The sequence below is a fragment of the Paenarthrobacter sp. CC6 genome, from assembly GCF_040560085.1.
Taxonomy (GTDB): Bacteria; Actinomycetota; Actinomycetes; order Actinomycetales; family Micrococcaceae; genus Arthrobacter; species Arthrobacter nicotinovorans.
Genome location: NZ_JARDAN010000009.1, coordinates 141773 through 156000 on the forward strand (window position 1 = coordinate 141773; position 14228 = coordinate 156000).

General features: G+C 61.0%; 14 protein-coding genes. 9 read left to right on the forward strand and 5 right to left on the reverse strand.

Translation table 11 applies throughout. The features are described 5' to 3' along the window. The first annotated feature begins 31 nt into the window (after positions 1–31). From PV760_RS10955 to PV760_RS10980, 6 genes are read left to right on the forward strand one after another with little or no spacing between them, the layout of a single operon-like run. Complete coding sequence (locus PV760_RS10955) at positions 32–949, forward strand: amino acid ABC transporter permease (RefSeq protein ID WP_281450393.1); 918 nt, start codon at positions 32–34, stop codon at positions 947–949. After that, positions 946–1713 carry an amino acid ABC transporter ATP-binding protein gene (locus PV760_RS10960; RefSeq protein ID WP_354627733.1) on the forward strand — a complete coding sequence of 256 codons (768 nt, stop codon included), beginning with the start codon at positions 946–948 and terminating at the stop codon, positions 1711–1713. The genes PV760_RS10955 and PV760_RS10960 overlap by 4 nt, the downstream gene beginning before the upstream one ends. A 30-nt stretch (positions 1714–1743) precedes the next feature. Next, complete coding sequence (locus PV760_RS10965; protein ID WP_354627734.1) at positions 1744–2616, forward strand: ABC transporter substrate-binding protein; 873 nt, start codon at positions 1744–1746, stop codon at positions 2614–2616. Beyond that, the gene (locus PV760_RS10970; RefSeq protein ID WP_354627735.1) at positions 2613–3491 is read left to right on the forward strand and encodes a polysaccharide deacetylase family protein; all 879 of its coding nucleotides are present in this window, start codon (positions 2613–2615) and stop codon (positions 3489–3491) included. The genes PV760_RS10965 and PV760_RS10970 overlap by 4 nt, the downstream gene beginning before the upstream one ends. Next, positions 3488–4396 carry a polysaccharide deacetylase family protein gene (locus tag PV760_RS10975; protein ID WP_354627736.1) on the forward strand — a complete coding sequence of 303 codons (909 nt, stop codon included), beginning with the start codon at positions 3488–3490 and terminating at the stop codon, positions 4394–4396. The genes PV760_RS10970 and PV760_RS10975 overlap by 4 nt, the downstream gene beginning before the upstream one ends. Further along, entirely contained in the window at positions 4393–5826 is a 1434-nt protein-coding gene (locus PV760_RS10980) for an MmgE/PrpD family protein (protein ID WP_354627737.1), read from the forward strand. The genes PV760_RS10975 and PV760_RS10980 overlap by 4 nt, the downstream gene beginning before the upstream one ends. A 958-nt stretch (positions 5827–6784) precedes the next feature. Here PV760_RS10980 and PV760_RS10990 read toward each other — a convergent pair. The 5 genes from PV760_RS10990 to PV760_RS11010 all read right to left on the reverse strand — a co-directional run bounded on the left by PV760_RS10990 (position 6785) and on the right by PV760_RS11010 (position 11547). Then, on the reverse strand, positions 6785–7573 hold the full coding sequence (locus tag PV760_RS10990; protein ID WP_018778623.1) for an SDR family NAD(P)-dependent oxidoreductase: 789 nt from the start codon (positions 7571–7573) through the stop codon (positions 6785–6787). 113 nt (positions 7574–7686) lie between these two features. After that, on the reverse strand, positions 7687–8499 hold the full coding sequence (locus PV760_RS10995; protein ID WP_193591111.1) for a sugar phosphate isomerase/epimerase family protein: 813 nt from the start codon (positions 8497–8499) through the stop codon (positions 7687–7689). A 127-nt stretch (positions 8500–8626) separates the two neighbouring features. After that, entirely contained in the window at positions 8627–10045 is a 1419-nt protein-coding gene (locus tag PV760_RS11000) for an MFS transporter (protein WP_018778621.1), read from the reverse strand. Between the two features lie 312 nt (positions 10046–10357). Then, a complete protein-coding gene (locus PV760_RS11005; protein ID WP_193590437.1) occupies positions 10358–10900 on the reverse strand; it encodes a P-loop nucleotide/nucleoside kinase family protein in 543 nt (180 codons plus the stop codon). Next, positions 10900–11547, reverse strand: a complete 648-nt coding sequence (locus tag PV760_RS11010) for a bifunctional 4-hydroxy-2-oxoglutarate aldolase/2-dehydro-3-deoxy-phosphogluconate aldolase (protein WP_018778619.1) — start codon at positions 11545–11547, stop codon at positions 10900–10902. The genes PV760_RS11005 and PV760_RS11010 overlap by 1 nt, the downstream gene beginning before the upstream one ends. A 207-nt stretch (positions 11548–11754) precedes the next feature. Here PV760_RS11010 and PV760_RS11015 point away from each other — a divergent pair, with 207 nt between their 5' ends. The 3 genes from PV760_RS11015 to PV760_RS11025 are packed head-to-tail and all read left to right on the forward strand — an operon-like array spanning position 11755 to position 14226. Continuing rightward, positions 11755–12675, forward strand: coding sequence for a Gfo/Idh/MocA family protein (locus tag PV760_RS11015; protein ID WP_082010172.1), 921 nt, complete (start codon positions 11755–11757; stop codon positions 12673–12675). Continuing rightward, a complete protein-coding gene (locus PV760_RS11020) occupies positions 12668–13663 on the forward strand; it encodes a LacI family DNA-binding transcriptional regulator (protein WP_354627738.1) in 996 nt (331 codons plus the stop codon). The genes PV760_RS11015 and PV760_RS11020 overlap by 8 nt, the downstream gene beginning before the upstream one ends. Further along, positions 13660–14226, forward strand: a complete 567-nt coding sequence (locus PV760_RS11025) for a VOC family protein (RefSeq protein ID WP_018778616.1) — start codon at positions 13660–13662, stop codon at positions 14224–14226. Before PV760_RS11020 ends, PV760_RS11025 begins: the two co-directional genes overlap by 4 nt. Positions 14227–14228 lie beyond the last annotated feature (2 nt).

A 14228-nucleotide genomic window follows, 5' to 3' on the forward strand; every position in this document is an offset into this window, starting at 1 on the left:
AGCAGATACCCTCCACGATCAGGAAAAAGCCATGAACACTCAAACAGAGCCGAACGTCACCGGCGCTGCATCGGTCGACTTGAAAATCGTCCCCCGGCGGCACATAGGGCGGTGGGTCGGTGCAGCCGCCGTGGTCCTTCTTCTCGTATGGCTGGGCGTCTCTTTCTCCCGCGCCAAAATTGACTGGCCCACAGTCCAGGAATACCTTACGGTCCCCGTCCTGATCCAGGGCATCGGTGTCGCGTTGCTTTTGACCGCAGTCGCGATGGCACTCGGGCTGATCCTGGGCGTTGTCAGCGCTGTAATGCGCCTGTCCAAGAACCCCGTCGTCTCCGGGGTGGCCTGGCTCTACATCTGGGTTTTCCGGGGAACTCCGGTCTACTTGCAACTGCTGATGTGGTTCAACCTGGCCCTCATCTTCCCGGTGATCGGCATCCCTGGTCTCTACTCGGGACGCATGATCGACGTGCTGACACCCTTCGTCGCTGCATCCATCGGCCTCGGTCTGAACCAGGGCGCCTACACCTCCGAGGTCGTCCGCGGCGGCATCCTCTCCGTCGACGAAGGTCAGACCGAAGCGGCCCAAGCCGTGGGCATGACACGGCTGCAGGCCATGCGCAGGATCGTGTTGCCCCAAGCGATGCGCGTCATCATCCCGCCGGTCGGCAACGAAGTGATCGGCATGCTGAAAACCACCTCTCTCGCATCCGCGATCGGCGTGAGCGAAATCCTCTCCGAAGCCCAACACATCTACTACGTCAACAACAGGATCATGGAACTGCTCATCGTCTGTGCCGTCTGGTATCTCGGCGCGGTCTCTGTCCTCAGCATCGGCCAGTTCTACCTCGAACGGTACTTCGCCAAGGGATCCTCCAGCCGACAACTGCCCCTGACGCCCTTCCAACGGTTGAAGAGCATCTTCGGCACCAACAGGAAAGCACTGTCATGACCACCAATGTTCTGGTCCGCGCCGAAAACGTCCACAAGAGCTTCGGCCTCATCGAAGTCCTCAAAGGCATCAACCTTGAAGTGAACAGCGGCGAAGTCGTCTGCCTCCTGGGAGCCTCCGGGTCGGGGAAAAGCACCTTCCTGCGCTGCATCAACCACCTCGAAACACTCTCCAACGGCCGCATCTGGGTAGGGGACAAGGTGGTTGGCTACCGGCAGGACGGCGACCGGCTCTACGAACTTTCCGACAAGGAAGCTGCCAAACAGCGCCGGTCCATCGGAATGGTTTTCCAGCGGTTCAACCTCTTCCCCCACATGACCGTCCTGGAGAACATCATCGAAGGACCCGTCCTGGTCAACAGGGTCAAACCGGCAGAAGCCAAGCGCCATGCCTCCGAACTCCTGGCCAGGGTGGGCCTGGAAGGCCGCGAACACTCCTACCCCCGGCAACTCTCCGGCGGCCAGCAACAGCGTGTCGCCATCGCCCGGGCACTGGCGATGAAACCCGAATTGATCCTCTTCGACGAGCCCACCTCGGCTCTGGACCCCGAACTGGTTGGCGAGGTGCTGGACGTCATGAAAGACCTCGCCAAATCAGGTCTGACCATGATCGTCGTGACCCATGAGATCGGCTTCGCCAAGGAAGTAGCTGACCGTGTCGCGTTCATGCACGGTGGCGAGATCGTCGAGCTCGGGCCGCCGGCAGAGGTCCTCGGCAACCCCCAGCATGACCGCACCAAAGCCTTCCTGTCCCGCGTTTTTTAGACCCGACAACCCCAACAAGTTGGAGTAATCATGAAGCACTTCAAAAATGCCGCACGCGTCGCGGCGATCACCGCAGTAGCAGCCTTCGGTCTTACGGCCTGCGTGGGCGGCACCGAAACCACCAGTGACCCCGGAGCAACCACGGCCGGGCTGCCCCAAGCCATCAAAGACGCCGGAAAGCTCCGGATCGGCCTGTCCCCGGACTTCCCGCCGATGGAGTTCCGGGACAGTGACAAGAAGCTCGCCGGCGTCGACATCGACCTGCAGCAGAAACTTGGCGAAGTCCTCGGCGTCCAGATCGAAGTTGTCGAATCCCCCTTCGACCAGCTGATCAACTCCGTCCAGACCGGGCGGGTGGACATGGTCATGTCCGGCATCTCTGACACCGTGGAACGGCAGAAAACCGCTGATTTCGTGGACTACTTCAAGTCCAAGGGCAGCCTCTACACGGCCGGTTCCCGCGTCGGGGAATTCACCAAGCAGAGCGACATTTGCGGTAAGAAGCTGGCCGTGAGCGGCAAGACCGACTACTTCGAGCAGGTCAAGACACTCAGCAAGACCGTGTGCACTGACAAGGGACTTCCGGAACTGGGCATCCTGCCCACCGACTCCGGCGCGGCCGCCCGACTCCAGATCGACCAGGGGCGTGTTGACCTGGCGGCCCAAGGGGGCGAGAACCTGGCCTACTTCGAAAAGACCGAACCCGGGAAGTACGCCGCCGTGCTGGACCCGCTGCCGGCCAAGCCCTTCGGGATTCTGGTCATGAAGGGTGAAACCCAACTGGCAAACGCCATCAAGGACGCCTTCACCAAGATCATCGACAGCGGCGACTACCAGAAGATCCTCGACAAGTGGGGCGTAGGTTACGGAGCCATGACCCCTGAGATCAACGGAACCAAGTGAACCATCCCGCAGCAGTGAAGGCAGGGGCGGCGGTGTGGCCGGAAGGCAAACGCAGCGCCGTCGCCCTGGCCTTCGACTTGGACGGCCCCACGGGTGATGCCATGCTCAAAGGCAGCATCTGGGACAAGCCCGAATACTTCAGCCAAGGCGCCTACGGGCCATGGCGCGCTCTCGACAGGATCCTCGGGATACTGAAAAACCATGGAACCCCCGCGACGTTCTTCACCCCCGCGTGGGTCGTGGAGACCTGGCCGGAGCAGTGCCGGCGCATCATCGAGCAAGGCCATGAAATGGCGCACCATGGTTACAAGCACGAAAAGTACTGGGACCTCACCCTGGAGCAGCAACGGCAGGTCATCGAGACGAGTCAGAGTATCTTCCATGATGATCTGGGCACCAGGGCCACCGGCTTCCGGACGCCCTCGGGGGACTGGCGCCCTGAGACACCGGCCCTGCTGGCGGACATGGGATTCGAGTACTCAAGTTCGATGCGCGGGGACGACCGTCCCTACTTTCATCCCGGCGGAAAGCTAGTGGAGATCCCGGCACGGTCGGACATGGACGACTACGCCTCGCTGGCCTACACCACCAACCCGGACTGGCCCTCGGGCGGAGACCGGATTGCCAGCTACGAACTCACCTTGGACAACTGGACACGGGAATTCGACGGCTATCACGCCGAAGGGCTGTGCTTGTCCACGATCTTCCACCCCAAAGTAGTGGGAAAACCCGGTCGGGCAGCCTTACTGGACCGGTGGATCGGCCACATGAAAGACGCCGATGCCGTGTGGTTTAGCACCTGCCGCGACGTCGCCGCATGGTGGCACCAGCCAGGACCACAAGCCCAGGAGCCGAACAAGGAGTCCGCGCCGTGACCACCACTCAACAGACACACGCAGGGCGCTGGCCGGACAACAAGAAAGCCGCATTCGTCGTCACGGTCGGGTTTGAAGCGGAACTCTCGGTCCTCGCAGCGGCGCCGGACGCCGTCGACCGCGCCAAAAGCCTGTCCGTGGGCCAATACGGGGGAACCCGCGGCGTGGACCGGCTGCTGACGGAACTGGCCCGCACAGGCACCAAAGCCACTTGGTTCATTCCTGGGGCGAACCTCGTCACCTACCAGGGGCAGGTCGAGTCTGTCCTCCGGGCAGGGCATGAACTGGGCAACATGGGCTGGGCGCTGGAGGACATGGGCGCCCAATCCCTGGCTGAACAACTGGACAGCATCGGACGCGCCCAGAACGTCTTCGAGGAGCGGCTGGGGGTTCGGCCCGTAGGTTTCCGTGCCGGACGCGGATCCTACGCTGCCAGGCTGCCGGAGGAATTGCTCGGCAGGGGGTTTACTTGGTCCTCGTCCTGGCATGGCGACGACCTGCCCCACTTCCACGCCGGCGCTGCATCCGAACTGGTGGAAGTTCCCCGCCATCACGAACTGGACGACTACCCCTACTTCGTGTTCAACCTGGACCCACCCATCCCCAAGGGCAGCCCCCGCATCGCCTCCAGCAGGGAGGTGCTGCGCAACTGGATTCTCGAATTCGACGCCTACCGGGCCGAAGGACTCTGCTTCGTGCTCACCCTCCATCCGGAGATCATCGCCACCCCCGGACGGATCGGCATGCTCCGGGCCTTCATGGACCACGTCCACTCCCACGAGGACATCTGGCACGCCACCGGCAGCGAAGTAGCCCAGTGGTGGCGGCAAACAGCTTCACCGAACACTCCGGACCATCCGGCCGAAATATTCCATGCACTGACCCGCGAAGGTAACCCCGTATGACCGAGCACCCCACAGCCTCCGAACGCTTTACTGCGTTCATTACCGGGTTGACGCCCGAAGAAATCCCCGATGAAGTCCGGCACCGGGCAAGGATCCACATCCTGGACACCCTCGGCGCCGGGATTGCAGGGGCAGCCTCCCGCGAAGCAGACATCAGCCGGGCAGCTCTTGGAACCGCCTACGGAATTCCAGGCCAGGGGACAGGAGTATCACTGTGGGGCGCCCCGGGGCAGCTGCCCCCACTGGGAGCAGCATTCGTCAACGGTGTCGCCGCCCATGCCTTCGAACTGGACGATTCCGGCGGCTGCGACCACTCCGGCGCTGTCGTCCTACCCGCCGCTCTCGCCTCAGTGGCACTGCGTGCGGGGGAGGCGGGCACCTGCGAGGAGACCGTGCCGGTTGACGGCGCCCGGTTCCTTCGCGCCGTCGTCAGCGGATACGAAATCGCTCGCCGTGTCCAAGACGCCTTGGGCGGCTATGACTCCGTCAACAACGCCGGCTGGCATTCGACCGGTGTGTGCGGAACGTTCGGCGCGGCCGTGGCCGCGGGCGTAGTCCTCGGTTTGGATGCCGAGCAGCTCGCATCAGCGATCGGCCTGGCAGGGTCCTTCACCGGCGGGACCTGGTCTTTCATCGGTGACGGGGCTATGTCTAAACGAATGCACGTCGGCCGTGCAGCCGAAGCCGGCTTGAATAGCGCACTTCTGGCCAGGGCAGGGTTCACCGGACCCAAGGACCTGTTCTCCGCACCCTGGGGAAGTTTTCTTCGTCTCTACGGCCAACCAGGGGACATCGACGAGACCGCTCTGTACGAAACCCTCGGTCGGGAATGGCAAATTGAAAAAGCCTCCATCAAACCCCATGCCACCTGCCGAAGCACGCATTCGGCCATTGACGCAATCCTGGACCTACGCTCAAGCCACGCCATCACCGCAGAGTCTGTCCAAAGCGTCACTGTGCACACCAGCTCACTGATCGCCGATATGTGCGGCAACGCCGACGTAGGCTCCTTGATCTCCACCCAACTGAGCATGCAGTTCTCCCTTGCCGCGGCCCTCGTGCACGGTCAGGTAGGGCTGGACCAGATCGCACTACACAGCCGCACCAACCCCCAAATCCTGGACCTCATGGAGCGCATCCACCTGGAAGTCGACCCCCAGCAACAAGGCGGAGCCGCTGAGCCACGGCTGTCTGTACGAACAGACTCCGACACAATCGAGATCCAAGCGGTCCGCGCTAAAGGAGCTTCGACCAACAGGCTCAGCGACAAGGAAACCATCAACAAATTCACCGCCCTTGCCTCCACCCGGCTTACCCACGACGCAGCCTCAGCCATCGCATCGTTGGTGCTGGACCTGGACGATGCAGCGGACATCAGCCCGCTCCTTGGACTCCTCGCGGCTGAGTCTGAGCCTGTGCTGCTGTGCTAAATCCCGGGGTTGACGGACTCTTTGCTGTCCCCGCGCGGGGCGTAGGCGCCGGTGCCCCATCAGAGACAGGAGCGGGGACGTGGTGGAAGGAGGAGGACGGGCAGGGGCTGGTCGCCTCCTGCACAAAAACCACAGTCTCGGCCTGCACCTGCGGCGACGGTTAACAACGCTCATGAGCGCCAAACGCTTCATCGCCCGCCAGATTTCCGCCAACTCCAGACACTCATGGCTTGACTTAGAACCATAGGGGGTCGTCTAGAGGCGATATGCACACATGTGATAAGCGCCTATGCAAGGTCAGCAGCAGCTAGCTGCATGGACAGTGAAAAACCGCGAGTGAATGCCCCTGCGGAGGGCGGACGCACTAAGGGTTTGCTCGAGCCCAGGCTCAAACTCGTCATGGTGTCCGTGACACGCCATCAGTGCTCGAAACAGCCGGCGAAGTGTGGTGATCAATCTGTGGAACCACGCGTTCGGCACGCTAGGTACCTCGTCCTGCTTCTGCAAGGAATCTAAAGGCGCTCCAAGGCCTGGAAACCAATCGGCAGTCCTGCCGGTGCCGGGCTGCGAACGACGGCTGACGCTGCTGTCCCGCTCGGAACACGGCCCGTCCGTCACAAGAAAGGCATGCCAATTCCTGACGGGTGGCATTCTGCTCTTCCGGAAGAAGCCCGGCAAATTCCGTTGCGGTCCATTCCGTGCCGTCCAATATGCTTTTTGCCATATACAAGGTGCCTCCTCGTGTATTGCTAACTGAAGTTCAAACGGCCATCAATAAGCTCCGCCGCCGGCCACCTCGCGAACGCCGGTATCCCACGGGCCACTGTCAGTCACCAGCGGGGGCGGGGTAAGTTTCGGCGCCTCATTGCCTGCCGTGTTTGTTCTGGAGACGATTCGGCCGTCTGAAGGTCATGGGCCGCAGGTAGCCACTGCGGGCCCATGACCGCCTTCAGGCCTGCTATTTCGAGCTGGGTCGTCCGGGGATATGGCTAAGAATGGACTTGGAGAAGCCGCCATCGACGCAGATATCCTGACCGGTGACGTAGCCGGATAGTGGGCTTACGAGAAATTCGATCACGTTGGCGATGTCCATCGGATCTCCTATTCTTGCGAGCGGGATAATTTCCTCCCGTGCCTTCTTGATTTTGGGATCTTCATACATTTTTTCGGTCATCCGGGTATGGGTCATGCCGGGGGAGACTACGTTGACGCGGATGCCGTCGGGTGCCCATTCCAATGCCAGTGTCTGGGCCAACATTGTCAGCGCGGCCTTGCTTGGGCTGTAGGCGCCGGATCCCGCGTGTGGTTGTTGACCGGACATTGACGAGGTGAAGCAGGCGGCGCCGTGGCTGTCCTTCAAGTGCTGGTAGCTTGCTTTGGCGAGAAGCCATGGGCCGCGCAGGTTGACGGAGAACATTGCGTCCCAGTCTTCAAGGGAGACGTCGCATATGGGTCCGGGGTTGGCGATTCCGGCATTGGCTACTAACGCGTCCAGGCCACCGAATTCTGCAACGGCAGCTTTGACCAGCTGGCTCGGCACGTTGGGGTCGCCGAGATCACCTGCCAGTGCGATGGCGGTGCCTCCCACAGCCTGGATTGAACGAACAACCTGCTCTTGGCTGCTGTTTGATTCGTGTCCGCAGACTGCAATCATTGGCTGCTCCCCGCGCGCAAGGGCTGCCTCCGCGAGTCTCAGGGATGCTGCAGCGCCGATTCCACTGCTTCCGCCACTGACCAAAGCCCTCATTACACAAACTCCTCTTTCAGGTTTTTTCGCATTGATAAATTAGATTTCAACAATGCTCGTTTCTTCCGTGCTCGAATAAATTCTTGGTGGAGCCCGGTTTCCGGCGGAAGGAGTTAACTCTCCAGTTCCCATCCGTGGTTTTTGAGGTCCTGCATCGCTTTCGCAAATTCGTGGACTGGATTGTCCTCACGGATGATCTCCAGAACGACATTCCCGACGCCGCATGTGTCCTTGACGGCGTCGCCCAGCCCAGCCCAGTCAATGACTCCCGTGCCGATGGGGTCGTGACCCCAAGTGTCCACGCCGGTGTCGGAAATGTGCACCAGTCCGATGGCCTGGTGATGCTCCCGCAGACTGGCGACGGGATCTTCTCCGATGAAGGCGGCGTTGGCGACGTCGTAGACGATCTTGACAGAATCGTCGTTGATCGTGCTGACGACACCTGCCAAGTCCTGGATTGTGGGAGTGAAGCAGTAGGGGGTGTTTTCGAAGAGCAATCGTGTGCCAGCCTGCTTGGCCACCGGGATGAGACTTTCCAGGCTTTCATACATCCATCCGTGGACGCTTTCGAGCGAGGGCGAGATCATAGGACGGCGGGTGCCGGGGGAGATCACGACCTCAGCGACGTCCCAAGCGGCCGCCAAGTCAATTACCGACTTGATGTGATCAATACTTTTGCGGCGCATGCTGGCCCCGGGGCTGGCCAGGTTGATGTCATATCCGCCAGCGTTCAAGGACCGTATTTCCGCACCGTACCGGCTGAGCCTGTCTTGGATGGCCGTGCGTTCGGAGGTTGCTAACTCATCCGGCCAGCAATGCGGAGAACTGACTGGAACCTCGAACGTTTTGTAGCCGTTGTCGACAAGCTCGGCTATCGCATCGATCGCCGTCGCTGACCAAAGATATGAAAACGTATTGATAATCATGCTGTTCACGTAGGAGAAGTCCTCTCAGTTCCGCGCCATGGAGAAAGAAGCTTCCCTTCATAACGCACTATAAATTCTGAGCTGCCGCGGAGCTGCGGCCGAACTGCCGCAGCTCCGAACCGACCGTCTATTTGGAGTGCCGGGAGACGTCGACCATCGAGGTCGTGCCCGAAACCAACTTTTCGCCTTCGAGTACCTCAGGGTCTGCCAGTGCCACAGTGGAACGGTCACCGCGGTTGCCGGTCTCCGGCAGCGTGAAGTAGACGACGAGGCACAATGCGACGACGACGATCATGTAGACAGCGACGAGCATCGGCTGCCCGGCTCCGACAAATGCGGCAGCGATCAGAGGTGCGGTTCCACCAAAGACGGCAATCACGATCTGATGCGCGAAACCGATGCCTGATACCCGGACGGAGGCCGGGAACAATTCGGCCTGGATGGTCGGATAGACCGACTGCCAGATGCCGAGAACTACCCACCCGGAGGCCGATACCAGGACGTATACCCAGAATCCCGGCTGGTTGAGGAGCAGGAGCAAGGGGTAGAAGAGAACGATCATGCCGATGGCGCCGATGATTGGGAAGATTTTGCGCCGGCCGAGTCGATCAGAGAGTGCGCCGCATGTCGGCACGATAACCACCAGCAGGGCCAGCCCTATAACACTTCCGGCGAGTGTGGAGGAGAGGTCCCGGCCGCTGGTGAGTTTGGCGTACGTGGGAAGGAAGGTGGCCCAGGTGTAGTAGGCCACGGCTGGTGCGGAGAGTGCTGCTGCCTGAAGCAGGGCCTTCGGGTGCTCGCGAAGCAGATCCATCAGGCGCGCCGCAGCGGACTTCTGGTCGACAAGGGCTTCTGCCTCGAATTCGGGGGTTTCTTCAGCCCGGGCCCTCAGGATCAGGCCGACGATGCCGAGGAAGCCGCCCACAACGAAGGGGATGCGCCATCCCCATGCGGCGAGATCGGCGGTGGAGAACGATGACGTCACCATCGCTGCGGCGCCCGTAGCTGCCAGGGTTGCAAGGCCGCTAGCCATGTTTGTGAAGGAACCGAACAAGCCTCGCCTGTTCGCTGGAGCGTGTTCGACCATGAACGCGATGGCACTTTGGCCCTCGCTGCCGGCTGAAATGCCCTGGATGACGCGGGCAACCAGGAAGAGGACGGGTGCCGCATAGCCGATGCTCGCAAATGATGGTGTGAGGCCGATGATGAGTGAGCCGAGCGCCATCCCGGACACGGATAGAGTCAGGATGAGCCGCCGTCCAAAACGATCAGCCAGTGGCGAGATGATGATGCCGCTAAGAGGCCGTACAACAAACCCGACGGCGTACGTCAGGAGTGCGGCGATCAGGGAGGCGAACGGGGAGTCGCTGGGGAATATCTGCGACGAGAATACCGCTGCGAGCAGGCCGTAGATGTACCAGTCGTACCACTCAACGAAGTGGCCGATCGTGCCTGCAATCAGGTTCAGGGTGCGGCGCGGATGTTTGGACGTTTCGGGACGCCCCGAAGTGTCGGGACTGCCGACTGCTTCTTTTGAGGTCTTCATTGAACTCTCCATGTTTTCACGTTTAGCGCTGTGGTTATAGTGCTGGATCTGGGCACCTGGTGTGCGGGGCCGGGCCGCCTGTTAGTGCGTCCGACCGGTTGACGAAATGCCAGGGGAGGCGGCCGGTGCGGGGCGGGCGGCGCTGCTTGCCAATAAGCGAAGAAAGCTTTCACAAACGTCCAGGCTCCGAATGAGATCGGTTGCTGAGATCGGTTGCATTCAACAATACGGATGGAATGTGATCTTTGTCAATGCACAATAGCGACGTTTCGTCCCATGCCAACGCCACTCACGGCCCGTCGCTAGGCTGCATCAATCGAGGGAAAGCGGTGCCTCGTTGTCGAAGTCCTGAAACTGCACACCTGACCAGGTGCATTCGAGGCGGCCGTAAGTGGCCCAGTAGTCATCCCAGTGTGCGAGCTTCCAGTTATCGCGCTCCAAAGCACGCTTGATGAGTCGCGAACGCAGGACGTCTTGGGGTACCCGGACTCGTATCACGGTGATCTCGGGAGAGGGCCAGTGGAAGTCATTTACCGCACGGGTCAGGTAGCCCGGATCGTCAAAATAGGCCCCGAAGGGGGCATCGAGGACTACGGAGCGGCCGAGGCGCAGGTTTACTCCTGCCACATCCATGAGGGTCTCGTACTCAAGGGGCAGCAGATTGGCGCGATAGTAGTCGTTTGACTCGCGGTCGGTTGGGTCATGCCCCGTGGCGGTCAGTGCGAATTCGACGAAGCGGCCGCTCACCCGGTCCTTGTCCAGGTAAGCCGCTTGATGCTTCTCAGCCGTTTGTTGCGCGATGGTTGTTTTCCCTGAGCCGGCTGGTCCAATGACGATGAAGACCTGGGGAGACATTATCCGCGTGCCTCTGCTACTGCTGCGAGGAAGGCCCGGGCTGCCTCGGTGACGCGGGTGAAGTCCCCGTCAGGCTGCCATGCCTTGGTAACGTAACTGCCCACGCCGACGCCCGCCACGCCTGCGGCGAACCACTCGCCAACATTTTCCAGTGTGACGCCACCTGCAGGCATGATCGGCAGGTGCGCCAGAGGTGCGAGCACTGCCTTTGCGTAGGCCACCCCGCCGGCCTCGGTGGGGAAGAGCTTGAGGATGTCAGCTCCTGCCTCGGCGGACTCAACGAATTCCGTGGGTGTGAAGGCTCCGCTGATGGTTGGCACCTGATAGCGGTTCGCGGTCCGGATCATCGCAGGGTTCAACTGGGGGCTGACGAGGAACTCGGCGCCAGCGCGGATGCATTCGTACGCGGAGTGCTCGTCAAGAACCGTTCCCGCACCAACCGCCACTCCGCTTGGTCCATGCTTTGCGGCCAGGCGCCGGATCACCTCGACGGCCCCGGGAATCGACAGGGTGATCTCCAATGCCCGGAAGCCACCCTCGATGGCAGCCTCCGCGACCTTCTCGGCAACCTCGGCGCTCTCAAGCCGCACAATAAGGACAGCCCCGGACTCGTCGATGGTCTGCAGGGTACGAAGTTTCTTATTCATGATGGCCTCTCTCTGGCCGGGTGGCTCTTTTGCTCCAGCCAAACCCGGCTCTATTGATGTTTCGTTGACAAACTCTCCCACCATCCATAGTGTTATTGCAACCGATCTCAGCAACCGATCTCATACAAGGGGGTATTGCGGTTGACTAAAGTACGAACAATTATTCTTGGTGCATCCCATTGGCATGTTCCACTCTGCGCACAGGCCATGGCCGAAGAACACGACATGATCGCAGTAGGCGACGATGATGTCTCCCGTGTGCAGGTGCAGAAACTGGCAGACGGCTGGGGAGCGCCGGTTGAAGCTGACTGGCAGAAACTGGTGGATTTGCCCGACGTCGGACTCGCCTATGTGTTTGGTCCCCACGAGGGTATGGCAGAAAAGTGCATGGCCCTGATCGAGCGGAATATTCCGTTCGTCGTGGAAAAGCCATTGGGCACCTCCCTTGGCGAGCTGGCCACCGTGCGTCAGGCCGCCGAAGCAGCTGGCGTACCGGCCACGGTGCCCTTGGTGCAGCGTGGCGGCCCGACGGACCAATGGCTCGCCAAGGCAGGCCGGCCAAGTTATCAACGGTCCTCGTTCATTGCTGGTCCGCCATCCCGGTACCTCCACAATGCCAATCCCTGGATGCTCGATCCTTCCAAGGCTGGGGGAGGCTGCCTGGCCAACCTGGCCCCTCATTTTGTTGACCTGTTTCTACGGGGCACCGGCGAATCAGAGCTGCAGGTGCAATCCCGGCTCTCATCGGTTCTTCACGGCCAAGATATTGAGGATCACGCGAGCCTTATCCTCACTACGCCCGAGGGCCGCGAAACCATCGTGGAAGTCGGCTACGCATTCCCGGGCTCGCCGCTGAAGCGTTACTGCAGCTTCACATCGGTCGGCGAATCGGGATTTGCCGCCGTTGATTCCGACGGCACAGCTACTTTCACGTCGACGGACGGCACCACGGAAGTGGACAAGATTAATGTCGACAGCGACCCACTCTACGATCCGTTTGTCCGAAGTGTCGCCAGGACGCTGGAAGATGGATTCCAGGGCCTGACAACGCTGGCCCAGCTCGAAGATGTCATGCGCCCCATTTGGCGGGCCTATGACGATCAGCACGGAGGAAGAGAACATGCCTGACTTGAGTATCGACGTCGTCGCTAAAGCCGCCGGGGTTCACCGGTCAACCGTCTCCCGGGCGTTCTCACGCCCTGAGGCTGTGAAGAGTGAAACGCGCGAGCATATCCTTCGGGTCGCCGAGGGACTTGGCTACACCATGAGTCCGCTGGCACAGGCGCTTCGTCGCAAGACCAGCAACATCATTCCTCTGATCGTCCCGGACATTACGAACCCGTTCTTCGCGGAACTTGCCAAAACGATGACACAAGCAGCTGACGAGCGCGGCTACCAGCTCATGCTCTGCGTCACCAACGGCGACCCTGCCAAATCTGATGGATACTTCACGGCCATGCAGGCGATGTATGCCCCGTTCGGGATTGTGGCACCCTCCACAAAGGTGGACACCGAGGCGCTGAAGCGTTTCGCCTTCGGCCACAAGGTTGTGGTGATTGACCGCGTGGAAGGCGACGACTCCGTTCCAACGGTTACCGTCGACAGCCGCAAGGGAATCATGCTGGCGTTGGATCATCTGCATTCCCTGGGGCATACCTCGATCGGATACGTATCCGGTATCGCCGGGACACACACGGCCCAGGACCGGATGGACGCCTATCTGGAGCTCACCGCCCAAAGCGGCAGCACACCTGTGGTGCTCGACAGCGGGTCAGACCTCGATGCGGGCACGCGCGGTGCGGAGCATTTCCTGGCTATGGACAATCCACCCACAGCGATCATTGCAGCCAACGACATGGTGGCTTTCGCGGTGATTTCGGCGCTCGGCCGAAGTGGCCTTCGGGTACCGGAAGACGTGTCGGTCATCGGGTTTGATGGGCTCGCTCTAGGTGCCCGCTTCAACCCACCACTGACAACCGTGCGGCAGCCGATCGCTGACATGGGACACATCGCCATCGAATTGGCTGAAAAGCAAAATGTTGACGGTTCCGTGGACCATATCGTCCTCGAACCCGAACTTCTGGTCCGCGGCTCCACCTTGGAGCTCCGTAAATGAGCGGGGCGCAGGAGCAGAAACTTCGGCCTCTGCCGGGGCTCCAGCACACGGACCACGTCGGTTTGACGGTTCCCAACCTTGAAGAAGGCATTCGCTTCTTCGTCGACGTTCTTGGAGCTGAAGAGTTATACCGCTCCGAACGCGGGCCGGACGAAGAGTTCATGCCCACGAACTTTGAAGTCCCGGCAGATGCCAAGCTCACGCTCGCCATGTTGCGGCTGCCACCGAATCTCAATATCGAGCTTTTCGAGTGGAGCAGTGCCGAGCGGCGCGAGACGCCACCGAGGCATTGCGACGCCGGAGGGCACCACCTGTGCTTCGTTGTGGATGACGTCGATGAAGCCATTGCCGTGCTGCAGGAAACGCCTGGAGTACGTGTGCTCGGTGAGCGCAAGGAAGTTGCCGGCGATAGCCCGCGCGTAGCCGGCAATCGTTGGACCTATTTCGTAACCCCCTGGGGCCTGCTGATGGAAATCGTGGATCGATCCCGCGTCCCGGCCCCTCCCCGACTGGTCGGTCCCACGGACTGGGCAGCAGCTCCACACACTTCAGAAAGGACATAGAA

Coding starts and splice junctions, on each gene's coding strand:
- PV760_RS11000 (WP_018778621.1), bottom strand. CDS start 10,045: ATGAAGACCTCAAAAGAAGCAGTCGGCAGTCCCGACACTTCGGGGCGT.
- PV760_RS10995 (WP_193591111.1), bottom strand. CDS start 8,499: ATGATTATCAATACGTTTTCATATCTTTGGTCAGCGACGGCGATCGAT.
- PV760_RS11010 (WP_018778619.1), bottom strand. CDS start 11,547: ATGAATAAGAAACTTCGTACCCTGCAGACCATCGACGAGTCCGGGGCT.
- PV760_RS11020 (WP_354627738.1), top strand. CDS start 12,668: ATGCCTGACTTGAGTATCGACGTCGTCGCTAAAGCCGCCGGGGTTCAC.
- PV760_RS10955 (WP_281450393.1), top strand. CDS start 32: ATGAACACTCAAACAGAGCCGAACGTCACCGGCGCTGCATCGGTCGAC.
- PV760_RS10960 (WP_354627733.1), top strand. CDS start 946: ATGACCACCAATGTTCTGGTCCGCGCCGAAAACGTCCACAAGAGCTTC.
- PV760_RS10990 (WP_018778623.1), bottom strand. CDS start 7,573: ATGAGGGCTTTGGTCAGTGGCGGAAGCAGTGGAATCGGCGCTGCAGCA.
- PV760_RS11015 (WP_082010172.1), top strand. CDS start 11,755: ATGGCCGAAGAACACGACATGATCGCAGTAGGCGACGATGATGTCTCC.
- PV760_RS11025 (WP_018778616.1), top strand. CDS start 13,660: ATGAGCGGGGCGCAGGAGCAGAAACTTCGGCCTCTGCCGGGGCTCCAG.
- PV760_RS11005 (WP_193590437.1), bottom strand. CDS start 10,900: ATGTCTCCCCAGGTCTTCATCGTCATTGGACCAGCCGGCTCAGGGAAA.
- PV760_RS10965 (WP_354627734.1), top strand. CDS start 1,744: ATGAAGCACTTCAAAAATGCCGCACGCGTCGCGGCGATCACCGCAGTA.
- PV760_RS10980 (WP_354627737.1), top strand. CDS start 4,393: ATGACCGAGCACCCCACAGCCTCCGAACGCTTTACTGCGTTCATTACC.